Genomic DNA, 22,669 nt, shown 5'->3' on the forward strand with positions numbered 1-22,669 from the left:
CCGGATTCCTTGGGAGCGTAGCGTGACGGAAGTGTCGCGGTGCGCGAAGAGTACGGGATGGCGCGGGGGCACAGGGGCGCCCGGACTCGCACGGGCGGCCCGGGACCGGCGCCTGGCGCTCGGCCCCGGCGGATGCCACCGGGAAGACAGCGTCTCTCATCGCCGTCACTCTTTCACCGGAACGCCCCAGGTCAGCGAACGCCTCGCCGGGCAGCTCCCGATTGCGCCCCCTCTCCTGGCTGCCGCCTGGTCAACTGCCATGCGTCGCCCTGCCGTTCGACGAACCCCAGGGAGTGAAGTTCGTACAGTCTGCCGATGACTTCATCGGTACCGGTGCCCGCGGCGAGGGAGATCTCGTCGAGTTCCGCGGGTCGGCCGAGGGGAAGGGCTTCGAGCACCCGCGCGCTGTCCCGGTCCAGGAGGTCGCGGGCGAGCACCGGGCCGCGCCGCTCGGGTGCCAGCTCGCCCATGTCGCCGACCAGCTCGACGACCTCGGCGGCGTCCGTCACCAGCACCGCCTCGCCCCGCAGGAGTTCGTGCACGCCGCCCGACAGCCCGCTGGTCGCGGGCCCGGGAACGCCCATCGTGAGGCGGCCGAGCCGCTGGGCCCGCCGGGCGGTGACCAGGGAGCCGCTGCGGTGCGCCGCTTCGACCACGACGGTTCCCCGGGTGAGGGCGGCGATGACGCGGTTGCGCAGTACGAACCGGCTCGGCGTGGGGTGGCTGCCGGGCGGCAGTTCGCCGAGGACCAGCCCCTGGCCCGCGATCCGGAGGAGCAGTCCGGCGTGGCCGCGCGGGTAGGCCACGTCGACCCCGCAGGCCAGTACCGCCGCCGTGGCGCCGCCCGAGGCGAGGGCGCCGCGGTGGGCGGCGGCGTCGATCCCGTACGCCGCTCCGGAGACGACCACCCAGCCGCGCTCGGCGAGCCCGGCGGCCAGGGTCTGCGCCATGTGCGCCCCGTACGGGGTACAGGCGCGCGCCCCGACGACGGCGACCGAACGCAGGGCCCAGGTACGGAGGTTGGGACTGCCCCGCAGCCACAGTCCGACGGGCCGGGCGTCGCCGAGGTCGTCGAGCTGGGTCGGCCACTCCGGGGAGCCTGGGCAGACGAACCGGCAGCCCGCCTCCGCCGCCAGCGCGAGGTCCCGCCGGGGGTCGGCGGCCGCGGCCCGTCTGCGGTACCCCGCGAGCCGCTCGGGCCCGACCCCGGTCAGGGCCGCGGCCTCCGGCTCCGGGCCGGTCAGCAGGCGCATCAGCCCGACGGCGCCCCGGGCGCGGAGCCAGCGCCCCCCGTGCTCGTCCCCGGGCTCCAGTACCCGGGTCAGCGCGGCCCGCGCCAGCAGCTCCGCACCGCCCCCGGCGGCCCCGGACCGCGACTCCCCCTCAGACCCGGCGGTGCCGGCGGCCCCGGCGGGTGCGGCCATCCGCTCCGCGGCGCCCCCGACGCCCCCGGGCGGCAGCCCGCCCCCGGACCAGCCGGCCCTGCCGGCCGGGGCGTCAACCGCGTCCGCCGGCTCCGGGCCGGCGGCCCCGGCGGACCGGTCGGCGGTCATGACGGCGCCCCCGCGGCCAGCGTCGCCCCGCGGGCGATCCCGGTGCGCAGCTCCAGCGCGACGGTCGCGTCCAGCGCGTCCGGGCGGTCCCGTCCCCGCAGATCGGCCACCGTCCAGGCGACCCGCAGCACCCGGTCCAGTCCCCGGGCGGTGAGCAGCCCGCGCTCCATGTCCCGCTCGGCCTGGGCCAGGGCGCCGGGACCCGCGGGCCAGCGGGTGCGCAGCTCGTGCCCCGGCACCTCGCTGTTGAGCCGCCAGGGCGTGTCGGCGAGCCGGGCGGCGGCACGGTCGCGGGCTTCCAGGACCCGGGCGGCGACGGTCTCGGTGCTCTCGCCCCGGCCGCCGCGGCCGAGCAGGTCGGAGCGGGTGACCGGCTCCACCCCGACGCGCAGGTCCACCCGGTCGAGCAGGGGCCCGGACAGCCGGGCCTGGTAGCGGCGGACCACCGAGGCGGGACATTCGCAGCCCGCTCCGAGCAGGGTGTGCCGGCCGCAGGGGCAGGGGTTGGCCGCGAGGACCATCAGGAACCTGGCCGGGAGCCGCACCACTCCGGCGGCCCTGGCGATGACCACGTGGCCCGCCTCCAGGGGCTGGCGCAGCGCGTCCAGGGCCTTGCCGCTGAACTCGGCGGCCTCGTCGAGGAACAGCACGCCCCGGTGGGCCAGGGACACCGCCCCGGGCCGGGGGATCCCGGCCCCGCCGCCGACGAGCGACTGCATGGTCGCGGAGTGGTGCGGGGCGCAGTACGGGGCCCTGCCGACGAGGGGTTCGCCGGGCGGCAGGATTCCCGCGACGGAGTGGACGGCGGTCACCTCCAGCGAGTCCTGCCGGGTCAGCGGCGGCAGGATCCAGGGGATCCGCTCGGCCATCATCGTCTTGCCGGCGCCCGGGGGCCCGCTCAGGAACAGGTGGTGGCCTCCGGCGGCCGCCACCTCCAGGGCCCGGCGGGCCGCCTGTTGTCCGGCGACGTCGGCGAGGTCGGGGAAGTCCGGGCCGTCACCCGTGCCGCGGGACAGGCCCGTGCCGAGCCCGGCACCCGGGACGGTGAGGCCCGCGAGCATGGAGTCGGGGCGTCCCGCACGCTCGGGCGGCTCCTCCTCGGGCAGTTCCCCGTCGGTCAGCACCGCGATCAGCTGCCGCAGGCTGCGCACCGCGAGCACCGAGACGTCCGGGACGAGCCCGGCCTCCGCGGCGCACTGCTGCGGCACCACCACCTGCCGGTATCCGGCCTCGGCGGCGGCGAGCACCGCGGGGAGGATCCCCCGGACGGGGCGGACCCGGCCGTCGAGGCCGAGCTCCCCGATGAGGACGAGGTCGGCGATCACGGCTGGGTCGACGACCTCGGCGGCGCCGAGCACGGCCGCGGCGACGGCGAGGTCGAAATGGGCTCCCGATTTCGGCACGGACGCCGGGCTGAGCCCGACCGTGAGCTTCTTCTGCGGCCACTGGGCGCCGGAGTTCACCACCGCGGCCCGGACCCGGTCCCGGCTCTCGACCAGGGTCTTGTCGGGCAGCCCCACGAGCGTGAAGGCCGCGACCCCCGGCTCCAGGTCGGCCTGGACCTCCACGAGCACGCCCTCGACGCCCACCAGGGCCACCGAGCAGGCCCGGGCGAACCCCATCAGGCCACCCCCCGGACGTGCTCCACCACGGGCGCGCCGCGCCGTGGCAGCAGGACCGCGACCAGGTCGATCCGTACTCCGCCGGGCGGCGGGCCCCCGTGATCGGCCAGCCAGCGTTCGGCGAGCCTGCGCAGCCGCGCCGCCTTGGCGGCCCGGACGGCCGCCAGGGGGTGCTCGAAGTCCCCCACGCGACGCGTCTTGACCTCGCACACGACGAGGGCGTCCCCGTCCCGCGCGACGATGTCGATCTCACCGCCCCGGCAGCGCCAGTTCCGCGCGATCACCGTCAACCCCGACCGGGTCAGCCTCCGCGCGGCCAGCTCCTCGCCGTACCGCCCCAATGCCTGCTGTGCCACGCCCTTCGCGTTCATCCGGCACCACCTCCGGCACCGACGATCCCGCGTCCCCGCCCACCCTGTGGATCTTGGTGGACAACCAGGCGGTTGTGGAGAACCCGCTCACTCCCCGGAGGGAACCGCCCCTCGAAGGAACCGGCCCCGAGGAAACCGGCCGGCCCCCCTTGAGGCAACCCACCCCGGCACGTCAGCCCCCGCGCGCAAGCCCCCACCGGATCGGTCCCGCCGGATCAGCCCCAGCGCATCAGGCCCCCGGCAGTTCGAGGTCGGTCTTGTTGAGCTCCTCGATGTTCACGTCCTTGAAGGTCAGCACCCTGACCTGCTTGACGAAGCGGGCCGGCCGGTACATGTCCCAGACCCAGGCGTCCGCCATCGAGACCTCGAAGAAGACCTCTCCCTGGACCGAGTGCACCTGCATCTCGTAGTCGTTCGTGAGATAGAACCGGCGTTCGGTCTCGATCACGTACTTGAACAGCCCGACGACGTCGCGGTACTCCCGATAGAGCTTCAGCTCCATCTCGGTCTCGTACTTCTCGAGGTCCTCGGCGCTCATGGCATGTTCCCCTTCAGCCGTGCGTCCCCCTATTGTGCGCCAGCGCCCCTGGCCCCTAAACGATTTCCGGGGCCAGGACCACCGGAGCGTCCGGGGGACCGTCGTCGAGCAGCGTACGGAGCAGCTCGGCGAGTCTGGTCGGGTACACCGTCTCACGCGCCGCCGACAGTTCCTCGGAGGTCCACCACCGCGCTCCCGTGACGCTGCGGCGCTCCAGCTCGGTGAGCCCGTCCATCGCGGTCTCGGTCCGGTCGGTCCGGGCGAGGAAGTACCACTCGTCCTGCTCCCAGCGCCGCCCGTCGAAGGGGAAGGCGCAGTACCGGTGCCACAGCACCGGCCCGAGGTCCACCCCGGTAATGCCGGTCTCCTCGGCGAGTTCCCGCAGTGCGGCCTGTTCCCGGGTCTCGGTCCCCTCCAGCCCGCCTCCGGGGGTGAACCACCAGCTGTCCGCCGGGTCCCCCGGTTCGAAGCCGTGGAGCAGCAGGATCCGGTCCGCGGGGTCCAGCAGGATCACCCGGGACACCTTCCTGGGCTCCGACCGCGACCCCGATTCCGAGCCCGGATCGGACCCCGCCTCCGACCCCGACTCCGACCCCGACCCCGGCCCGGTCTCCGGCCCCGTGCCGGCCCGGTCAGCGGGCACCGGAGCGCTCCCGTCGCCCGCGCCCCAGGAGCCGGGCGAGGGGCCCGTACGCGGCTCCCAGCACCACCAGCACCGCTCCGGCGGCCACCGCCGCCACCTGGAGGCGCAGCGGCCCGGGCTGCGAGATGCCTCCGGGCAGGTCGGCGTAGGTCCGGGCCGGGTCCAGCATCTTCATCGACGGCCACGCCAGCGCGTCGACCCGCGCCGTCACCGCCGAGCGGGGCACGGTCCCCTGCCCGGCCTCCGTCAGGTGGGCCCGGGAGTCCAGCGAGGCCCCGCGCCGGTCGCCCAGCAGGAAGAGGTTGCCCTCGGGGACCTTGACCTCGAACGGCGTCCCGGAAGCCGTACCGGCCGCCACGGCCGCCGCGTCGTTCTGCGCGGGGGCGAGGTAGGGCTCGTCCAGCTCCTTGCCGTTCACGGTCAGCCGGCCGCCCTTGCCGCAGCAGGACACGGTGTCGCCGCCGACCGCGACGACCCGCTTCACCATGGGCGAATCGCTCCACACGGCATCAGTGAAGACGACGACGTCCCCGCGCCGCACCTCGGCGCCGTCGATCCGCTGGGCGAGCACCCGGTTGCCGGGATTGACCGTCGGGACCATCGAGTCCGTCGGCACCGTGTACGGCTGGTACACGAGCGCGCCCCAGACGAAGCCGCCGAGGAAGAGCAGAAAGCCGATGGCCGCGGCCAGCCCCGACAGAGTGTTGCCGAGGCCGCCGCGGCCGTCCTTGCCACCACGTATACGTGTACCGCTCGCCTGCGTTCCGCCCATTGCAGCGCCCCCACACCTCGGAGATCGTCGACCTGGGCGGCACCCTACCGGGCGGTACGCCCCTTGGTCAGCCTCCGCCTGCGCCACAGGACGAGCGGAACCGCACCCGCGAGCCCGAGGGCGGCCGGGCCGAGCCCGACCGGCGCCAGTCCGGCGGCCCCGAGGCCGAGCGCGGTCGCCGCGGCCTGATTGCCGATGCCCGGCTGGTCGAAGGTGTCCGGGATCGGCAGGGTGGACCAGCGGGTGAGCGGCCACGCGACGACCACGGCGCGCCCGACGACCTTGTCGACCGGCACGAAGCCCTGCGTGGAGTCCTGCATGTGCCAGCGGGAGTCCCGGGAGTTCTGCCGGTGGTCGCCCATCACCCAGATCTTGCCCTTGGGCACGGTGATCGGGCCGAACGGGGCGTCGTCGCAGGGCGTGTTGCCGGGGAAGATGTACGGCTCGTCGAGCTCCTTGCCGTTGACGACGACCGGTCCGCCCTTCTTGCACGAGACCGTGTCCCCGCCGATGGCGATGGTCCGCTTGATCAGGTCCTTCTCGTCCGCGGACGGCATCAGACCGATCTTGCTGAGGATCTGCTGTGCGAGGTTCGGCTCCGGTGCGGGCTGGTCGGACAGCCAGTCCGCGGGGTCGTGGAAGACGACGACCTCGCCACGCTCCGGCTCCGATCCGAACCACGGGGTCAGCTTGTCCACGAGGACCCGGTCACCGCGCTGCAGCGTGTTCTGCATCGAGTCGGACGGGATCGAGAACGCCTGGACCAGGAAGGTCTTGATCAGCAGGGCCAGCAGCAGGGCGATACCGATCAGGAGCGGCAGCTCCTTCCAGAAGGAACGCTGCGGGCGCTCTTCGGCCGCGTCCTCCTCGGCCTCGCGCTTGACGGCGTCGTCCGGCCGCTCCTCGCCCTCGTCGCGTCCGGATCGTGCGCCTACCGCCACATCCCCCACATCCACTCCTCAATCGAGAATCGCCGCCCGCTCCAAAGGGGAAAACGGGCCCTCCCCTCCCTTAACGAGCGGGAGTTCCCTAAGGCGCGGGAGACCAAGGACACACTATGCGAACGCCGTGCCCCCACGGCGCCCGCCGGGTCCGCGCCGCCGCCCGCGCCGGGCCTGATCGGGCACGTTGAGGAAGGTCGCGGGCTGCTCCAGCCGGCGCCAGTGGTCGAAGGGCCAGGCGATCACCACGGCCTCCCCCACCACCTCCTCCTCGTCGATCGTCCCCTCGAACGCCTCGTCCAGGTGGAAGCGGGAATCGGCCGAGTTCGCCCGGTGGTCGCCCATCACGAACAGCCGCCCGGCGGGGACCCGCACCTCGAAGCGGATCTCCGAGGGGGCGTTGCCGGGAGACACGTACGGCTCATCGAGCGGCGCGCCGTTGACGGTCACCCGGCCCCGGTCGTCGCAGCACTTCACGGTGTCCCCGCCCACGCCGATGACCCGCTTGATCAGGTCCTGTTCGTCGGCGGAGGGCAACAGGCCGATGAAGGTCAGGGCCTCTTTGATCTGCTTGATCCCGGCCGGGTCCCGGGCCGGCCGGGCCGCCTCGCCTTGGAGCCAGCCCCCCGGGTCCTCGAAGACGACGACGTCACCGCGCTCGACCTTCGAGCCGAACCACGGGGTCAGCTTGTCCACGAGCACGCGGTCGCCGATCCGGATCGTCTGCTCCATCGAGCCGGACGGGATGAAGAAGGCCTGTACCAGGAAGGTCTTGAGCACCAGGGCAATGCACAGCGCCACCACCACCAGCAGCGGCAGCTCGCCCGCCCGCCGGGTACGCCTGCGCCGACGGACCCGGCGCGCCATCCGGCGCCGCTCCGCCCGGCTCGCGCCCTCCCCCGGCCTGGGCCCGGAATCCGGCTTCCGCCCGGATCCCGCCGCCGCCCCGGCACCCGCGTCCGTACCCGCACTCGTACCCGCACCCGTGCCCGCCCGGGCGTCCGGCCGCACACCAGCATCGGCCTCCATGCCGATGCCGGGCCACGCGCCGAAGTCCGGCTTGCCCTTGCGCGCGGCCCACCCGGAAGGCGCCGCGGCGGGAGCCTTCGACCCGGATCGGGGCGTACGTCCGCCCTTCGGGCGCCCCCGGCTACCCATGCGGGCCACCGGCCCCGCCGCCGGGCCCCGTCACGGAGCCCCAGCGCGACACCGGCCAGCCGATCCAGTCGGCCCGCCCGATCACCTTCTCCACCGGCACCATCCCCCCGCCCGGCTCCCCCAGGTGGTCGCGCGAGTCCCGGGACTGGGACCGGTGGTCACCCATCACCCACAGGGTGCCCAGCGGCACGACGATCCGGAAGGGCACCTTCGAGGGGGTGTCCCCGGGAAAGAGGTACGGCTCGTCGACCGGGACCCCGTTGACCTGGATCCGGCCGACCGCGTCGCAGCACACCACGTCGTCGCCGCCGACGCCCACGACCCGCTTCACGAAGTCGGTGTCGGGCGGCTCCGCCAGCCCCAGCGCCGATCCCGCGCCCCGCAGCAGCTCCCCGACCGGGTTGCCCGCGGCCGGCTCGCGCACGAAGGAGCCGGTCCCGTCGAAGACCACCACGTCCCCCCGCTCCGGCTGGTCGCCGAAACGGTACGCCAGCTTGTTCACCAGGATCCGGTCGCCGACCCGCAGCGTCGGTTCCATCGAGTGGCTCGGGATCAGGAAGGGCTGTACGACGAAGTTCCCGAGCAGCAGCAGGAACACGGCGCAGGCCACACCGAGCACCCCGGCCCGCCGCCAGGACGGAAACGCAGAACGCGACCGCTCCGACCCCTGATCGGGGGCGGAGTGGCCGCGTTCTGTGAGCTCTGCTTCGGTGTCCATCGGGAACGAGCCTATCCGGCCGCCCCCTGGATCCGGAGAGGAGATCAGCGGTCGCGCTTCTCCTTGATCTTCGCGGCCTTGCCGCGGAGCTCACGGAGGAAGTACAGCTTGGCGCGACGCACGTCACCGCGGGTGACGAGCTCGATCTTCTCGAAGATCGGGGAGTGGACCGGGAAGGTGCGCTCCACGCCGACGCTGAAGGAGACCTTGCGGACGGTGAAGGTCTCGGAGACGCCAGAGCCCTGGCGACGGATGACAACGCCCTTGAACTGCTGGATACGGGAGCGGTTGCCCTCGATCACGCGGACGTGCACGTTGATCGTGTCACCCGGGCGGAAGGCCGGGACGTCGGTGCGCAGCGAGGCGGCGTTGACGCCATCGAGCAGGTGAGACATGTTGTTCGTCTGCTTTCTTCGCACGACGCCACAGGTCGCCGGTGCGGATTTCCGTAGAGAATTCGGGAGTCGTGTCACGTCGCGGACGACGGTCCCCCTGTGGCAGGGGCGCCCGCGAGCACACAACAGCCGCCTATTCTTCCACGGCGGCGGGCCTGCGCCAAAATCGGCCGTCCGCGGTCGGCTTCCAGCCCAGGATGCTGAGGATCTCCCGGTCCTTCTTGTCGAAGGCGGAGGCCTCGCAGCGTTCGATCAGATCGGGACGGTTCCGCGCGGTGCGGCGGAAGGCCTCGTCCCGGCGCCAGCGGGCGATCTTTCCGTGGTGGCCGCTCAGCAGCACCTCGGGGATGCCGCGCCCGCGCCACTCCGGGGGCTTCGTGTAGACGGGGCCTTCCAGCAGGTTGGCCATCTCGCCGGGCGCGAAGGAGTCGTCGCGGTGCGATTCGGCGTTGCCCAGCACACCGGGCAGCAGCCGGGCGACGGCCTCGGTGACGACCAGGACGGCGGCCTCGCCGCCGGCCAGCACGTAGTCGCCGATGGAGACCTCGTAGACCGGCATGCGCGTCGCGTACTCGTCCATGACCCGGCGGTCGATGCCCTCGTACCGGGCCGGCGTGAAGATCAGCCAGGGGCGCTCGGACAGTTCGACGGCCAGTTCCTGGGTGAAGGGCCGGCCGCTGGGGGTGGGGACGACGAGGACCGGGCCGTGCGCGCCGGACTCGTACCCGTCGGCCAGCGCCGCGTCGAGGGCCTCGCCCCACGGGTCGGTCTTCATGACCATGCCGGGGCCGCCGCCGTACGGGGTGTCGTCGACGGTGTTGTGCCGGTCGTACGTCCAGTCCCGCAGGTCGTGGACGTGTACGTCGAGCTGTCCGCGGGCGCGCGCCTTGCCCACGAGGGAGACGTTCAGCGGTTCCAGGTACTCGGGGAAGATCGTGACGACGTCCAGCCGCATCAGGCGTCGCCCTCGTCACCCGCGTCGCGCGCGGAGGCGATCTCGGCGCGGTCGTCGATCAGCCCGGGCGGCGGCGTGATGACGCAGCGCTGCTCCTCCAGGTCGATCTCGGCGACGATCTCCTCGACGAAGGGGATCATCACCTCGCTGCCGTCGGGACGCTCGACGATGAAGAGGTCCTGCGAGGGCAGGTGGGAGATCTCCGTGATGCGGCCGATCGCGGTGCCGTCGGCGAGCACGACGTCCAGGTCCATCAGCTGGTGGTCGTAGTACTCGTCGGGCTCCTCCGGGAGCTCCGCCGGGTCCACCTCGGCGATGAGGAGGATGTTGCGCAGCGCCTCGGCGCCGGTGCGGTCCTTGACCCCGGCGAAGCGGAGCATGAGCCGGCCGCTGTGCACGCGGCCCGTCTCGATGGTCAGGGGACCCGCCGAAGCCGGTTCGGTCTTGAGGACGGCGCCCGGTCCGAGCCGCAGCTCGGGCTCGTCGGTCCGTACCTCGACGGTGACCTCACCCTTGATCCCGTGGGCGCGGCCGATCCGCGCGACTACCAGCTCCACTGTGTGTCCCTCTCCATTTCGCGGCCGACCCGCCGCCCTCGCGGAGGCGGCACCTCTCCGTCGCGGTCTCTCAGGTCAATGGTGGCTCCGCCCGGGGGCGGAAACGACTCGGGCCGGGGTGGGCGACGAACGCCCTCCCCGGCCCGTGCCGGTGTTTCAGCTGTTCAGCGGACCTGGTCCACGTCGACGAGGTCGACGCGGATCCCCCGGCCGCCGATGGCACCCACGACGGTACGCAGAGCACGTGCGGTGCGGCCGTTGCGGCCGATCACCTTTCCGAGGTCATCCGGGTGGACCCGGACCTCGAGCACCTGTCCGCGGCGCAGGTTGCGCGAGGCGACCTGCACTTCGTCGGGGTTGTCCACAATGCCCTTCACGAGGTGCTCAAGAGCCTCCTCGAGCATGCTCAGGCCTCGGTCGACTCGGCGGCGGCCTCAGCCTCGTCCGCCTTCTTGTCGGCCTTCTTCGCCTTCTGCGTGATGGCCTCGCCCTTGGTCTCGCCGATGCCCTCGAGGGCCTTGGCGAACTCGTCGAAGGAGCGACGCTTGCTCTCCTTCGTCTCCGGCTGCAGCAGCGGCGCGGGGGCCGGGAGGCCCTTGTGCGCCTGCCAGTCACCGGTCAGCTTCAGGATGGCGAGCACAGCCTCGGTGGGCTGGGCGCCGACCGACAGCCAGTACTGCGCACGCTCGGCGTTGACCTCGATGCGCGACGGGTTGTAGGTCGGGTGGTAGATACCGATCTCTTCGATCGCGCGACCGTCCCGACGGGTACGGGCGTCGGCGACGACGATGCGGTAGTGCGGCTGGCGAATCTTGCCGAGGCGCTTGAGCTTGATCTTGACTGCCACTGGAGTGGTGTCTCCTGAACTTGACGTGGTTGGGCACATGAGATGCCACGTGGGGTTGCGGTACTCGGGTGCCCGATGGACGCGTCAGCCGGAGGAGAGAGGGGTCCTATGCGACTGTCGAGTACAGCTAGCCATTGTGCCATACGCCTGCGGCGCGCTCGGCCGGGAGAGGCGCGCCGGCCTCACCCGGCGCCCGCTCCGGGCAGGCGGACGCCCCGCGTCCCACGGCGTGCGGCCCGGCCGGAGGACGCCCTGCCGCTCCGGGCCTTCAGGAGGCGGCCGCGCTGACGGCCACGTCCGGGATCCGGAAGGGCTTCATGCAGCCGCCGCACACGATCGGCGCCTGGGCCAGTACGGAGGGGACGACGCGCACGTTGCGCCCGCAGTCGCAGACCGCCTTGACCCGGACGCCGCCGCCGGAGGAGCCGTGACGGGCGGCGGGACCGCGGAAGCTGCGCTTGGTGTCGGCCGCGGTGGCGGCCGTGTGCGCCTTGAGGGCGCGCTGGAGCCGCTCGATGGTGGGGCGGTAGCGCTTCTTCGCCTCGGGGTTGAGGGAGACCAGCGAGAAGCCGCTGCTGGCGTGCGGCTCTTCGGAGTGGTCCAGCCCCATCTCCTCGGCGATCGCGAGGAATCTGCGGTTGTGGTAGCGGCCTGCCCGGGAGGTGTCTCGGACTCCGCGGGCGGCTGCGATGCCGTGGACTGCCTCGTGCAGCAGTCGCTCGAAGGAGAGCTCGGCGCCGCAGGCGGACGAGGACTCTCCGATCAGGGACTCGGGCGCGGCAAGGTCAGGCAGCTCGGGGTGGTACCGCTGAATGTCGGCCCACGCCTGCGCCAGCTCTGCGGCGAGAACAGGTGGTGTCGTGCTCACGTCGTGACAACGAGCCGGGGTGCCCCGGTGTTCCGATTCCGGGCCATTCCAAATTTTTTGCACGTACCAGTCAGTTCAGTCTCATGCGTCCGGAGGAGGACGGGTGCGTAGAACTCAGGAGGAGTCGGTACGTAACGAGGGCTAACGACGGCCACGCCCCCGGCGCGCGGCCGAAGCCGCACGCCGGGGGCGTGATCCTGGAACCCAGTGATCCTGGAACCCAAGGGTCCTTGAACCCAGCGGTCCTGGAACTCAGTAGGAGCGCGCGACGATGGCGAGCGTACCCGGGGCGTCGTCCGTCTCCGGAACCGACCCGTCCGGGGCGATCAGGCAGCGTACGGAGACGGCCTGCTCGGCCAGCTTGGCCTCGCCCTCGGGGCCCAGGTCGGCCCACGGGATGCGCGCCCAGCCGCCGGCGATGGCGGCCTCGGCGGCCTCCTCGATGGTCGCGACGTCCGACGTACGGGCCTCGCGGCGCTCGCGGGACTCGCGCAGCAGCTGGGCCTGGTCCTCGTCGAGGACCTTGGGCAGCAGGTCGGCGAGCGCGTCGATCTGCACCGGGGTCTTCCCGCCCGGGATCCGGCGGGCCAGCATCGCGGTGCCGGCCTCCAGGTCGCGGGGGCCGATCTCGATGCGGACGGGTACGCCCTTGAGCTCCCAGTCCACGGCGCGGCGGCCGAAGGGGGTGTCGACGCGGTCGTCCACGTGCACGCGCAGGCCGGCGGCCTTCAGCTGGGCGCCTAGCTCGCGGACCTTGGTCACGGCCTCGTCGCCCTTGATCGCCATGACGACGACCTGGACGTGCGCGAGGCGCGGCGGGACCCGCAGGCCGTTGTCGTCGCCGTGGGACATGATCAGGCCGCCGACCATGCGGGTCGAGACGCCCCACGAGGTCTGCCAGACGAGCTCCTGCTTGCCTTCCTTCGACAGGTACTGGGTGTTGAAGGCCTTGGCGAAGTTGGTGCCGAGTTCGTGGCTCGTGCCCAGCTGGAGGGCCTTGCCGTCGCCCATCATGCCCTCGAGGGTGAGGGTGTTGATGGCGCCGGCGAAGCGCTCCTTGGCGGTCTTGCGGCCGAGGACGACGTCGATGGCGAGGACGTTCTTCATGAAGTCGCCGTAGACGTCCGTGTGGATGCGCGCCGCGTACTCGCGGGCGTCCTCGTAGGTGGCGTGGGCGGTGTGGCCCTCCTGCCAGAGGAACTCGCTCGTACGGAGGAACACGCGGGGGCGCATCTCCCAGCGGACCACGTTGGCCCACTGGTTGATCAGCAGGGGCAGGTCGCGGTAGCTCTGGACCCACTTGGAGAAGTAGTCGTTGATGATCGTCTCGGAGGTGGGCCGGACGACGACCGGCTCCTCCAGCTCCTTGCCGCCGCCGTGCGTGACGACCGCGAGCTCGGGGGCGAAGCCCTCGACGTGCTCCGCTTCCTTCGTCAGGTAGGACTGCGGGATGAACAGCGGGAAGTACGCGTTCTGGGCGCCCGCGTCCTTGATCCGCGCGTCCATCTCCTGCTGCATCCGCTCCCACAGGCCGTAGCCGTACGGTCGGATGACCATGGTGCCGCGGACCGGACCGTTGTCGGCCAGCTCGGCCTTGTTGATCAGATCCTGGTACCAGCGGGGGAAATCCTCCGCCTGCGGGGTGAGAACGGGTGCCTTTGCCATGGCGCGAATGGTACGGCGCCTCGTGCGCCGAGCGTGAATCGGGTGGCGCGCTCCTCTGGACGCGGGGGCGAATGGGGAGTTCCCTGGCAACGGGGGCAAGGGGGCGACACGGAATCAGGAGCGCTCTTTCGATGACACCGACGCCGACGGCGACGCTCGTCGCCCGGGACTGGGCTGAGATCCAGGAACGGATGCTGGTACCGCTCTACGAGGCGGTCTACGAACGGCTGGAGGTCGGGCCGGGCGACCGGCTGCTGGGCCTCGACTGCGGGGCCGGGCTGGCCCTGCTGCTGGCTTCAGGGCGGGGAGCCGCCGCCACGGGCGTGGAGGCGGATCCGGCGCGCCGGGCGCTGGCCCGCGAACGGCTGCTGGAGGTGGTGGCGGGCCCTCCGGTGCCCACGGCGCGGCCCTACGACGTCCTGCTGGCCTTCTCGCCGGCTCCGGGCGCGCTGGCCGCGGCCCTGCCCGCCGTGCGGCGGGGCGGGGCCGTGGTGCTGGCCGACTGGGGGCCGGTGGAGCGGTGCACGGTGCCGGCGGTGCTGGGCGGCGGGCCGGTGGCGCGGGACCTGGACGCGATGGTGGCGCGGGCGGGGCTGGTGCCGGACGGTTCGGGGCGGGTGTTCTGCCCCTTCGGGTACGCGGACGTGGACAGCGCCGTGCGCGGCCTGCTGTCGACGGGGCTCTACGACGGCGCGGCCGATCCCGCGCTGGCGGAGAAGGAGCTCTCGGAGGCGCTTCACCCGTACGAGCGGGGCGACGGCGCCGTCTGGCTGCCGAACATCTTCCGCTACGTCGTCGCCCGGGTGGCGTAACGGGACCGGTCCGGCTCCTCGCGGAGGGGCCGGAACCGGTCAGCCCGCGCCGTGGTCCTTGGTGAGGCGCGTGATGCCCGCTGCCGCGTACGCCGCCGCCTCGTCCAGGGTTTCGGCGGCGAGCAGGGCCTCGGCGAGCGCGTCGAGCTGCGGACGGTGCTCGCGCAGCAGGCGGCAGGCCTCCTCGTAGCACTCGTCGACGATCCGGCGCATCTCGTGGTCGACCGTGTCGAGGGTGGCGGGGGCGGCCGCGAGGCCGTACGGGCTCTGGCCGTCGGACGGGATGGCGGTGAGGCGGCCGACGCGCTCGCTCATGCCCCAGCGTCCGGCCATGCCGCGGGCGATGCTCGTGACCTGTTCGAGGTCGCTCTCGGAGCCCGTGGTGATCACCTCGTAGACGACGTGTTCGGCGGCCATGCCGCCGAGGGCTCCGATGATGCGGCCCCGGAGGTACTCCTCGGTGTAGGCGTAGCGGTCGGCGTCCGGGGTGGAGAGGGTGACGCCGAGGGCCCGGCCGCGGGGAACGATGGTGATCTTGCGGACGGGGTCGGCGCCCGGCTGGAGCATGCCCAGGAGGGCGTGTCCGCTCTCGTGGTAGGCCGTGCGGCGGCGCTCCTCCTCCGGCATGACCAGGGACCTCTCGGCGCCGAGCTGGACCTTTTCCAGCGCGTCGGACAGGTCGGCCTGGGTGACCGCCTGCTGTCCGCGCTTGACGGCGAGCAGCGCGCCCTCGTTGGCGAGGTTGGCCAGTTCGGCGCCGGTCATGCCGGGGGTGCTGCGGGCCACCTGGGCGAGGTCGACGTCGCCGGCGAGGGGGATGTCGCGGGTGTGGATGCGCAGGATGGCCTCGCGGCCCCGGCGGTCGGGCGGGGAGACGACCACGGTCCGGTCGAAGCGTCCGGGGCGGGTGAGCGCGGGGTCGAGGACGTCGGCCCGGTTGGTGGCGGCGAGGACGACGACGCCCTCCGAGCCGGAGAACCCGTCCATCTCGGTGAGGATCTGGTTGAGGGTCTGTTCGCGTTCGTCGTGGCCGCCCATGCCGGCGCCGGCGCCCCGGGCGCGGCCGATGGTGTCGATCTCGTCGATGAAGATGATCGCGGGGGCCACCTTGCGGGCCTCGGTGAAGAGTTCGCGGACCCGGGAGGCGCCGACGCCGACGATCATCTCGATGAACTCGGAGGCGGAGGCGGAGAAGAAGGGCACTCCGGCCTCGCCGGCGACGGCCCGGGCCAGCAGGGTCTTGCCGGTGCCGGGAGGGCCGGAGAGCAGGACGCCTCCGGGCATGCGGGCGCCCATCTTCCGGTACCGCTGGGGGTTCTTGAGGAAGTCGACGACGTCGTTGAGCTCGCCCGCGACCTCGTCGATGCCCGCCACGTCCTCGAAGCTGGTGCGGTGGACGCCCTCCAGTTCCACCGGCTTGGGCGGGGCCTTGCGGCCGAGTCCGCCCATGCCGCCGCCCATCGCCGAGCCCATGCGGCGGGCGATGACCACCCACAGCAGGACCAGCAGGAGCATCGGGGCGAGGGAGATCAGGAGGTTGGCGAGGAAGCTGCGCTGGACGACGACCGGGGAGGCGGTCACGGTCACGTTCTGCTGGGTGAGTTCGGCCCACAGGGCGTCGTCGGCGAAGGCGGGGCGCTGGGTGACGAACTTGGTGTAGTCGCCCTTGTCCCCGTCGGGCAGCGGTTTCTTGGCCTTGAGTTCGCCCTGGATGGCGTCGCCCTTGGAGTAGATCTTCGAGACGTTGCCGTCGGCGACCTGCTTGCTGAACTCCGTGTAGGAGATGACGGGCTCGTCGCCCTCGTTGAAGAACGACAGGACGACGTTGGTGATCAGGTAGACGATCAGGGCGGCGAGGACGAGCGCCCGCCAGCCCCCGGGCATCTTCTTGCGGGGCGGCGGGGAGGGCGGTGCGCCTTCCGAGCGCCAGGGCGTGTCGGCCCGGTCGCGCGGCGGTACGGGGGTGGGGCTGGGCACGGGGCCTCCTTATGCCGTCCTCCCGGCCGACGATAAGGGACAAACCTGATCATTGCCCCCGCAGGAGTCGGCGCGTGGAACGAGCGCGCGGAAACGTGGAAACCAGGAAGGGCCCCGGCCGCGCGACCAGGTGCGGTCACGTCGGCCGGGGCCCTCCCCCGCTCGCGGCGTACGTCCTACTTCATGAACTTCTTGAACTCGTCCGGCAGGTCGAAGTCCTGGCCGGGCTGGCCGCCGCCGGCCGGGAGGCCGAACGGGTTGCCGCCCGCGGCGGGCTCCGCCGCCTGCGGACCCTGCTCGCGCCGGGCCGCGGCCGCGGCCTCCTCTTCCTTGCGCTTCATCGGGTTGCCGCTCTTGCGCTTGCCCTTGGCCTGCTTGATCTGCTTCTTCTGCCGGCCGGGGCCGCCACCCATGCCCGGCAGGCCCGGCATCCCCGGCATGCCGCCGCCCTGGGCCATGCGGGACATCATCTTGCGGGCCTCGAAGAAGCGCTCCACGAGCGCCTTGACGGCGCTGACCTCGGTGCCGGAGCCCTTGGCGATGCGGGCGCGGCGGGAGCCGTTGATGAGGTGCGGGTCCTGGCGCTCGGCCGGGGTCATCGACTTGATGATCGCGGCCGTGCGGTCGACGTCGCGCTCGTCGATGTTGTTGATCTGGTCCTTGATCTGGCCCATGCCCGGCAGCATGCCGAGGAGCTTGGAGATGGAGCCCATCTTGCGGACCTGCTCCATCTGGGCCAGGAAGTCGTCGAGCGTGAACTCCTTCGGCCCCTTCGCCAGCTTGGCCGCCATCTTCTCGGCCTCGGCCTGGCTGAAGGTCTTCTCGGCCTGCTCGATGAGGGTGAGCATGTCACCCATGTCGAGGATCCGGCCCGCCATGCGGTCCGGGTGGAAGGCGTCGAACTCGTCGAGCTTCTCGCCGTTCGAGGCGAACATGATCTGCTTGCCGGTGACGTGCGCGATGGAGAGCGCGGCACCGCCACGGGCGTCGCCGTCGAGCTTGGAGAGCACCACGCCGTCGAAGCCGACGCCGTCGCGGAAGGCCTCGGCGGTGTTGACCGCGTCCTGGCCGATCATCGCGTCGACGACGAAGAGGATCTCGTCCGGGCTGACGGCGTCGCGGATGTCCGCGGCCTGCTGCATCAGCTCGGCGTCGATGCCCAGGCGGCCGGCGGTGTCGACGATCACGATGTCGAACTGCTTGGTGCGGGCGTACTCGACGGAGTCCTTCGCGACCTGGACCGGGTCGCCGACGCCGTTGCCGGGCTGGGGCGCGTACACCGCGACGCCCGCGCGCTCGGCGACGACGGAGAGCTGGTTGACGGCGTTGGGGCGCTGGAGGTCGCACGCCACCAGGAGCGGGGCGTGGCCCTGCCCCTTCAGCCAGAGGCCGAGCTTTCCGGCGAGGGTGGTCTTACCGGCACCCTGGAGACCCGCGAGCATGATCACGGTGGGCGCGGTCTTGGCGAAGCGCAGCCGGCGGGTCTCACCGCCGAGGATCGAGACCAGCTCGTCGTTGACGATCTTGAGGACCTGCTGGCCGGGGTTCAGCGCCTTGCTGACCTCCTCGCCACGGGCCCTTTCCTTGACGTTCGCGATGAAGGAGCGGACGACGGGGAGCGCGACGTCGGCCTCGAGGAGGGCGATACGGATTTCCCGCGCCGCAGCGTCGATGTCCTGCTCGGAGAGGCGGCCTTTGCCCCGGAGGGACTTGAAGGTCGCGCTGAGGCGGTCGGAAAGCGTATCGAACACGGTGGTCGCGATTCCTCGGGTCGGGGGCGTGGTGGTCGTCCCCCAGGGTATCGGGCCGCGCCGCCTGCCCGGCCCTGCGGGCGGCATTCCCTTCGCCCGCCCCTCCCCGTCCGCCGTCCCGGGGCGGACGGGCGTACGGGGAGCGGCGGCGGGGACGCCCCCGGGGCGTGTGGTGAAAGTGGCGCCGGGCGCCCGGAGGGCGGGGCGCCACTTTCACCGCACGCCCTACGCCAGGGCGGCCTGCACCGACGCGGCCAGGGCGGCCGCGTCCGGGGCGCCCAGGGGTTTGCCGTCGGCGTCGACGACGTAGACGGTGTCCACGGCGTTGGCGCCCAGCGTGGACACGTGCGCGCTGCGGACCCGGACCCCGGCGCCCTCCAGGGCCCGGCCGATGCGGTGCAGCAGTCCCACCGCGTCGGGGGCGCGCACCTCCAGGACGGTGGCCAGCGAGGAGACGTCCGGGACCACGCCCACCCGGGGCGGCGGCGGTACGACGCCCCGCCTCCTCGGGTAGGCCGCCTCGCGGTCCGCCAGCTTCGCCGGGACGTCCAGGGAGCCGTCGAGCGCCCGGATCAGGTCGGTCCGCAGCCGGGCCGCCTGGGGCAGGGCCCCGTATTCGGCGGCGACCCGCCAGCGCAGTACGAGGACCTCGCCGGGCAGGTCCGGGAGCTCCAGGGAGCGCAGGTCCGCCGCCCGGACGGTCAGCCGGTGCAGGGCCAGCACCCCGGCGGCCGCCGGGAGCACGCCGGGCTGGTCGGGAACGGCGAGGACCAGCTCCACGCCGACCGCCTCGTCCTCCTCCTCGCGGGCGTGCAGGGCCAGCACCGGCTCCCCGGTGCGCAGCGCCTCCACCGCCAGGCGCTCCAGTTCGGTGCCGGGGATCTCCGGCTCCGTGGCGGCGGGCGGCGCGCCCCGCAGGACGGCGGCGACCCGTTCCACGAGGTCGGCGACGAGGGAGCCCCGCCAGGTGCTCCAGGCGGCGGGGCCGGTCGCGAGGGCGTCGGCCTCGGTCAGGGCGTGCAGGATCTCCAGCGTGCCGAGCGAGCCCAGGACGCGCGCGACCGAGCGGACGGTGGCCGGGTCGTCCAGGTCGCGCCGGGTCGCGGTGTCGATGAGCAGCAGGTGGTGGCGTACGAGGACGGCGAGCACGGCGGCGTCCTCGGCGTCGAAGCCGACCCGGACGGCCATGTCCCGGGCGATGGTCTCGCCGGCCACCGAGTGGTCCCCGGGCCAGCCCTTGCCGATGTCGTGCAGCAGGGCCGCCATGAGCAGCAGGTCGGGGCGGCTCACCCGGCGGGTCAGGGCCGAGGCCCGTACCGCCGTCTCGATCAGGTGCCGGTCCACCGTCCAGGTGTGCACCGGGTTGCGCTGCGGCCTGCACCGCACCCGCTCCCAGTCGGGGAGCAGCCGGGTGATCAGCCCCTCGGCCTCCAGCGCCTCCCACACCCCGACCGTCGGCTCGCCCGCGCCCAGCAGGGTCACCAGCTGTTCCCGGGCCTCGGCCGGCCAGGGCACCGGCAGCGGCTTGGCCTGTGCCGCGAGGCGTCGTACGGAGTGCAGGGACACGGGCAGTCCGGCCTGTGCGGCCGCCGCCCCGAACCGCAGGGGCAGTACGGGGTCCCGGTCGGGCCGTGCGGCCAGGGCCAGTACGGCCTCCCCGTCGGACTCCACGACCCCCTCGGCCAGCGGTGCGCGCTCGGCTGCCGGAGCCCCCCGTGTCCCCAGCAGCCCGCGCAGCCTCGGCCGGGCGGCCCGCGCCCGCAGCACCCGGCCGACCTCGCGCCAGGTGACGTCGCCCGCGTACGCGATGACCCGCGCGGCCTCGTACACCTCGCGCAGCAGGGCGTCCGAGTCCATCAGGCCCAGCCGGGCGGCGACCTGGTCCTGCTCCTGGAGGGCGAGCCGGTCGGTCGCCCGGCCCGTTACCAGGTGCAGCGCGTCCCGCACGTCCAGCAGCCGCCGCCGGGCCTCGGCGAGTCCCTCGCGCGGGGCGTCGGCCAGCCAGGACGCCGCCACGGCCCGCAGCGCGGTGGCGTCGCGCAGTCCCCCGCGGGCCTCCTTCAGGTCGGGTTCCAGCAGGAAGCGCAGCTCCCCCGCCCGGTCGGCCCGGTCGCGGCACAGGGCGTGGAGCTGCGGGAGCCGTTTGGCGGCCTGGTTGCGCCAGTCGGCCAGGACCGAGGTGCGCAGTCCGGCGAGCAGTCCGGCGTCCCCGGCGACGGGCCGGGCGTCGAGCAGCCCGAGGTGCACCTTGAGGTCCTCGGCGGCGGTCTTGCGGGCCTCGGCCGGGGTCCGCACCGAGTGGTCCAGGGCCAGGCCGAGGTCCCACACGGGGTACCAGAGCCGGTCCGCGAGGGCGGCGAGCGCCCGCGGCTGCGCCTTGCCGTCGTGGAGCAGCAGCAGGTCGAGGTCGCTGCGCGGGGACAGTTCCCCCCGCCCGTAGCCGCCGACGGCGACGAGGGCGGCGCCCCGGACGCCCGTCTCCCGTACGGCCGTGGCGAACAGGGCGTTCAGCCAGTCGTCGGTGAGCCCGGACAGGGCGGAACGCCGGGAGGGCCCGGACCGCGACTCCTCCTGGAGGAGTCGCAGCCGGGCCGCGGCGTAGCCGCTGGGTCCCGGGTCGCGGGGATCGTTGTCCGGACCGTTCGTGGTCTCTTCGACGCTCGTCACCCAGGAGCTCCCGTCGGCTAGAGCGCGTCTGCGCCGCGCTCGGAGGTGCGGACCCGGACGACCGAGTCCACGGTGACGCTCCACACCTTGCCGTCGCCGATCTTGCCGGTGCTGGCGACGCGCACGATGAGGTCGATCAGCTCCTCGGCGTCGCCGTCCTCGACGAGGACCTCGATGCGGATCTTCGGTACGAGGTCGACGGTGTACTCGGCGCCCCGGTAGACCTCGGTGTGGCCGCGCTGGCGCCCGTAGCCGCTGGCCTCGGAGACGGTGAGCCCCTGGACCCCGAACGCCTGGAGGGCTTCCTTGATCTCGTCCAGCTTGTACGGCTTGACGATCGCGGTGATCAGCTTCATGCGTCTACCTTCTTGCTCGCGGCGGGGGCGGGTGCGGTGACGGTGCGCGAGGCCGCTCCGCCGCCGGCCCCGCTGAAGTCGTAGGCCGTCTCGGCGTGCTCGACCTGGTCGATGCCGGAGACCTCGACGTCCTCGGTGACGCGCATTCCGATCGTCTTGTCGAGGAGGAGGGCGAGGATCGCCGACGCGACGAGAGAGTAGGCGAGGACGGCGAAGACGCCCACGGCCTGCTTGCCGAGCTGCTCCAGGCCGCCGCCGTAGAAGAGGCCGGCCGCGTCGGACTGCACGCCTCCGGTGGCGAAGAAGCCGACGAGGAGGGAGCCGGCGATGCCGCCGACGAGGTGGACGCCGACCACGTCGAGGGAGTCGTCGTAGCCGAACTTGTACTTGAGGCCGACGGCCATGGCGCACAGGACACCGGCGATGGCACCGACGGCGATCGCGCCGAGGGGGCTGACGGATCCGCCGGCGGGGGTGATGGCGACGAGGCCGGCGACCGCGCCGGAGGCGGCGCCGAGGGTGGTGAAGGAGCCGTGGCGCAGCTTCTCGTAGGCGAGCCAGGCGAGCATGGCGGCGGCGGTGGCGACCTGGGTGTTGACGAACATGACGGCGCCGACGCCGTCGTCGTTGCCGAGCCAGGAGCCGGCGTTGAAGCCGAACCAGCCGAACCACAGCAGGCCCGCGCCGAGCATCACGAGGGGGAGGCTGTGCGGGCGCATCGGGTCCTTCTTGAAGCCGACGCGCTTGCCGATGACCAGGATGACGCCGAGGGCCGCGGCGCCGGCGTTGATGTGGACGGCGGTGCCGCCCGCGAAGTCGATGACGCCGAGCTCGAAGAGCCAGCCGCCCGCGCCCCACACCCAGTGGGCGACGGGGAAGTAGACGACGGTGACCCACAGGGCGGTGAACAGCACCCAGGCGCTGAACTTGACGCGGTCGGCGAGGGCGCCGCTGATGAGGGCCGGGGTGATGACGGCGAACATCAGCTGGAAGACGGCGAAGACGTATACCGGGATGGTGTAGCCGTCCCAGAGCTCGGTGATCCCGATGCCGCTGAGGCCGACGTAGTCGGAGTTCCAGCCGATGAGGGAGCCGGAGTCGGTGCCGAAGGCGAGGCTGAAGCCGTAGAGGACCCACAGGATCGTGACGATCCCGAGGCTGATGAAGCTCATCATCAGCATGTTGAGGCTGCTCTTGACGCGGACCATGCCTCCGTAGAAGAAGGCGAGTCCCGGGGTCATCAGCATGACCAGGGCGGAGCAGATGAGCATGAACCCGGTGTTCGCGGCAGACAGCGTCGGGGCGTCTGCCGCGAGGGTCGTGATGGCTGATGCCATCGGCGTCTCCTCGTCGTCGGTACGTTCGCGTGCGGGCGATCGTGAAAACCTGAGCGGCGTTAAGGGGTCCGGCCGGCTGGGGGACTGGCCGGTTAATGGCCTTGAGATTCGCGCAGGCCGGTTTCCGGCGGCGCCGCTGGGTGTTTCGCCGCGATGACGAAGAGGT

Annotated in this window: 22 protein-coding genes; 1 reads left to right on the forward strand and 21 read right to left on the reverse strand. The window is 72.7% G+C overall.

Features of this window, described 5'->3' with window-relative positions; all coding sequences use genetic code 11:
• Positions 1-191: 191 nt before the first annotated feature.
• The 16 genes from dprA to proS form a co-directional block, all read right to left on the reverse strand.
• Positions 192-1,553 carry a DNA-processing protein DprA gene (gene dprA / locus ABZZ17_RS21315; RefSeq protein ID WP_356877868.1) on the reverse strand — a complete coding sequence of 454 codons (1,362 nt, stop codon included), beginning with the start codon at positions 1,551-1,553 and terminating at the stop codon, positions 192-194.
• Positions 1,550-3,175 carry a YifB family Mg chelatase-like AAA ATPase gene (locus ABZZ17_RS21320; protein ID WP_356877869.1) on the reverse strand — a complete coding sequence of 542 codons (1,626 nt, stop codon included), beginning with the start codon at positions 3,173-3,175 and terminating at the stop codon, positions 1,550-1,552. Before ABZZ17_RS21320 ends, dprA begins: the two co-directional genes overlap by 4 nt.
• Positions 3,175-3,546: a YraN family protein gene (locus ABZZ17_RS21325; protein ID WP_356877870.1), complete on the reverse strand. Its 372-nt coding sequence runs from the start codon at positions 3,544-3,546 to the stop codon at positions 3,175-3,177. Before ABZZ17_RS21325 ends, ABZZ17_RS21320 begins: the two co-directional genes overlap by 1 nt.
• Before the next feature lie 229 nt (positions 3,547-3,775).
• A complete protein-coding gene (locus ABZZ17_RS21330) occupies positions 3,776-4,084 on the reverse strand; it encodes a DUF2469 domain-containing protein (RefSeq protein ID WP_281206306.1) in 309 nt (102 codons plus the stop codon).
• 55 nt (positions 4,085-4,139) lie between these two features.
• On the reverse strand, positions 4,140-4,607 hold the full coding sequence (locus ABZZ17_RS21335) for an NUDIX hydrolase (protein ID WP_356877871.1): 468 nt from the start codon (positions 4,605-4,607) through the stop codon (positions 4,140-4,142).
• 109 nt (positions 4,608-4,716) lie between these two features.
• Complete coding sequence (lepB, locus tag ABZZ17_RS21340) at positions 4,717-5,499, reverse strand: signal peptidase I (protein WP_356877872.1); 783 nt, start codon at positions 5,497-5,499, stop codon at positions 4,717-4,719.
• Between the two features lie 44 nt (positions 5,500-5,543).
• Positions 5,544-6,440: a signal peptidase I gene (gene lepB, locus ABZZ17_RS21345; RefSeq protein WP_356877925.1), complete on the reverse strand. Its 897-nt coding sequence runs from the start codon at positions 6,438-6,440 to the stop codon at positions 5,544-5,546.
• A gap of 114 nt (positions 6,441-6,554) precedes the next feature.
• Positions 6,555-7,307 carry a signal peptidase I gene (lepB, locus tag ABZZ17_RS21350; protein WP_356877873.1) on the reverse strand — a complete coding sequence of 251 codons (753 nt, stop codon included), beginning with the start codon at positions 7,305-7,307 and terminating at the stop codon, positions 6,555-6,557.
• 283 nt (positions 7,308-7,590) lie between these two features.
• A complete protein-coding gene (lepB, locus tag ABZZ17_RS21355) occupies positions 7,591-8,316 on the reverse strand; it encodes a signal peptidase I (protein WP_356877874.1) in 726 nt (241 codons plus the stop codon).
• Between the two features lie 44 nt (positions 8,317-8,360).
• A complete protein-coding gene (rplS, locus tag ABZZ17_RS21360; RefSeq protein ID WP_030227407.1) occupies positions 8,361-8,711 on the reverse strand; it encodes a 50S ribosomal protein L19 in 351 nt (116 codons plus the stop codon).
• A gap of 133 nt (positions 8,712-8,844) precedes the next feature.
• Positions 8,845-9,666: a tRNA (guanosine(37)-N1)-methyltransferase TrmD gene (gene trmD, locus ABZZ17_RS21365; RefSeq protein WP_356877875.1), complete on the reverse strand. Its 822-nt coding sequence runs from the start codon at positions 9,664-9,666 to the stop codon at positions 8,845-8,847.
• A complete protein-coding gene (rimM, locus tag ABZZ17_RS21370; RefSeq protein WP_356877876.1) occupies positions 9,666-10,223 on the reverse strand; it encodes a ribosome maturation factor RimM in 558 nt (185 codons plus the stop codon). The genes trmD and rimM overlap by 1 nt, the downstream gene beginning before the upstream one ends.
• A gap of 164 nt (positions 10,224-10,387) precedes the next feature.
• Positions 10,388-10,627 (reverse strand): RNA-binding protein, encoded by a 240-nt coding sequence (locus ABZZ17_RS21375; protein WP_030011889.1) that lies wholly within the window; start codon positions 10,625-10,627, stop codon positions 10,388-10,390.
• Positions 10,628-10,629: 2 nt separating this feature from the next.
• On the reverse strand, positions 10,630-11,070 hold the full coding sequence (rpsP, locus tag ABZZ17_RS21380) for a 30S ribosomal protein S16 (RefSeq protein ID WP_030162461.1): 441 nt from the start codon (positions 11,068-11,070) through the stop codon (positions 10,630-10,632).
• Between the two features lie 268 nt (positions 11,071-11,338).
• The gene (locus ABZZ17_RS21385; RefSeq protein ID WP_356877877.1) at positions 11,339-11,938 is read right to left on the reverse strand and encodes a hypothetical protein; all 600 of its coding nucleotides are present in this window, start codon (positions 11,936-11,938) and stop codon (positions 11,339-11,341) included.
• A gap of 252 nt (positions 11,939-12,190) precedes the next feature.
• A complete protein-coding gene (gene proS / locus ABZZ17_RS21390) occupies positions 12,191-13,603 on the reverse strand; it encodes a proline--tRNA ligase (protein ID WP_356877878.1) in 1,413 nt (470 codons plus the stop codon).
• A gap of 131 nt (positions 13,604-13,734) precedes the next feature.
• Between proS and ABZZ17_RS21395 the strand changes: the two genes are divergently transcribed.
• Positions 13,735-14,415, forward strand: a complete 681-nt coding sequence (locus tag ABZZ17_RS21395) for a methyltransferase type 11 (RefSeq protein ID WP_356877879.1) — start codon at positions 13,735-13,737, stop codon at positions 14,413-14,415.
• A gap of 39 nt (positions 14,416-14,454) precedes the next feature.
• Here the strand turns inward: ABZZ17_RS21395 and ftsH are convergent, their stop codons facing one another.
• From ftsH to ABZZ17_RS21420, 5 genes are all read right to left on the reverse strand, one after another.
• A complete protein-coding gene (ftsH, locus tag ABZZ17_RS21400) occupies positions 14,455-16,392 on the reverse strand; it encodes an ATP-dependent zinc metalloprotease FtsH (protein WP_356877880.1) in 1,938 nt (645 codons plus the stop codon).
• Positions 16,393-16,568: 176 nt separating this feature from the next.
• Complete coding sequence (gene ffh / locus ABZZ17_RS21405) at positions 16,569-18,143, reverse strand: signal recognition particle protein (RefSeq protein ID WP_356877881.1); 1,575 nt, start codon at positions 18,141-18,143, stop codon at positions 16,569-16,571.
• 225 nt (positions 18,144-18,368) lie between these two features.
• Positions 18,369-20,810, reverse strand: coding sequence for a [protein-PII] uridylyltransferase (locus ABZZ17_RS21410; RefSeq protein WP_356877882.1), 2,442 nt, complete (start codon positions 20,808-20,810; stop codon positions 18,369-18,371).
• A 17-nt stretch (positions 20,811-20,827) separates the two neighbouring features.
• Positions 20,828-21,166, reverse strand: coding sequence for a P-II family nitrogen regulator (locus ABZZ17_RS21415; RefSeq protein WP_356877883.1), 339 nt, complete (start codon positions 21,164-21,166; stop codon positions 20,828-20,830).
• Positions 21,163-22,503, reverse strand: a complete 1,341-nt coding sequence (locus ABZZ17_RS21420) for an ammonium transporter (protein WP_356877884.1) — start codon at positions 22,501-22,503, stop codon at positions 21,163-21,165. Before ABZZ17_RS21420 ends, ABZZ17_RS21415 begins: the two co-directional genes overlap by 4 nt.
• Between the last annotated feature and the right edge of the window lie 166 nt (positions 22,504-22,669).

The sequence above is a fragment of the Streptomyces sp. NPDC006512 genome (assembly GCF_040611935.1).
Classification (GTDB): domain Bacteria; phylum Actinomycetota; class Actinomycetes; order Streptomycetales; family Streptomycetaceae; genus Streptomyces.

Bases quoted from the DNA above. Each gene is read 5' to 3' on its own strand.
- trmD (WP_356877875.1), bottom strand. From the start codon at position 9,666: ATGCGGCTGGACGTCGTCACGATCTTCCCCGAGTACCTGGAACCGCTG.
- ABZZ17_RS21415 (WP_356877883.1), bottom strand. From the start codon at position 21,166: ATGAAGCTGATCACCGCGATCGTCAAGCCGTACAAGCTGGACGAGATC.
- ABZZ17_RS21330 (WP_281206306.1), bottom strand. From the start codon at position 4,084: ATGAGCGCCGAGGACCTCGAGAAGTACGAGACCGAGATGGAGCTGAAG.
- ABZZ17_RS21320 (WP_356877869.1), bottom strand. From the start codon at position 3,175: ATGGGGTTCGCCCGGGCCTGCTCGGTGGCCCTGGTGGGCGTCGAGGGC.
- dprA (WP_356877868.1), bottom strand. From the start codon at position 1,553: ATGACCGCCGACCGGTCCGCCGGGGCCGCCGGCCCGGAGCCGGCGGAC.
- lepB (WP_356877873.1), bottom strand. From the start codon at position 7,307: ATGGCGCGCCGGGTCCGTCGGCGCAGGCGTACCCGGCGGGCGGGCGAG.
- ABZZ17_RS21325 (WP_356877870.1), bottom strand. From the start codon at position 3,546: ATGAACGCGAAGGGCGTGGCACAGCAGGCATTGGGGCGGTACGGCGAG.
- proS (WP_356877878.1), bottom strand. From the start codon at position 13,603: ATGGCAAAGGCACCCGTTCTCACCCCGCAGGCGGAGGATTTCCCCCGC.
- ABZZ17_RS21395 (WP_356877879.1), top strand. From the start codon at position 13,735: ATGACACCGACGCCGACGGCGACGCTCGTCGCCCGGGACTGGGCTGAG.
- lepB (WP_356877872.1), bottom strand. From the start codon at position 5,499: ATGGGCGGAACGCAGGCGAGCGGTACACGTATACGTGGTGGCAAGGAC.
- ABZZ17_RS21420 (WP_356877884.1), bottom strand. From the start codon at position 22,503: ATGGCATCAGCCATCACGACCCTCGCGGCAGACGCCCCGACGCTGTCT.
- rplS (WP_030227407.1), bottom strand. From the start codon at position 8,711: ATGTCTCACCTGCTCGATGGCGTCAACGCCGCCTCGCTGCGCACCGAC.
- lepB (WP_356877874.1), bottom strand. From the start codon at position 8,316: ATGGACACCGAAGCAGAGCTCACAGAACGCGGCCACTCCGCCCCCGAT.
- ABZZ17_RS21375 (WP_030011889.1), bottom strand. From the start codon at position 10,627: ATGCTCGAGGAGGCTCTTGAGCACCTCGTGAAGGGCATTGTGGACAAC.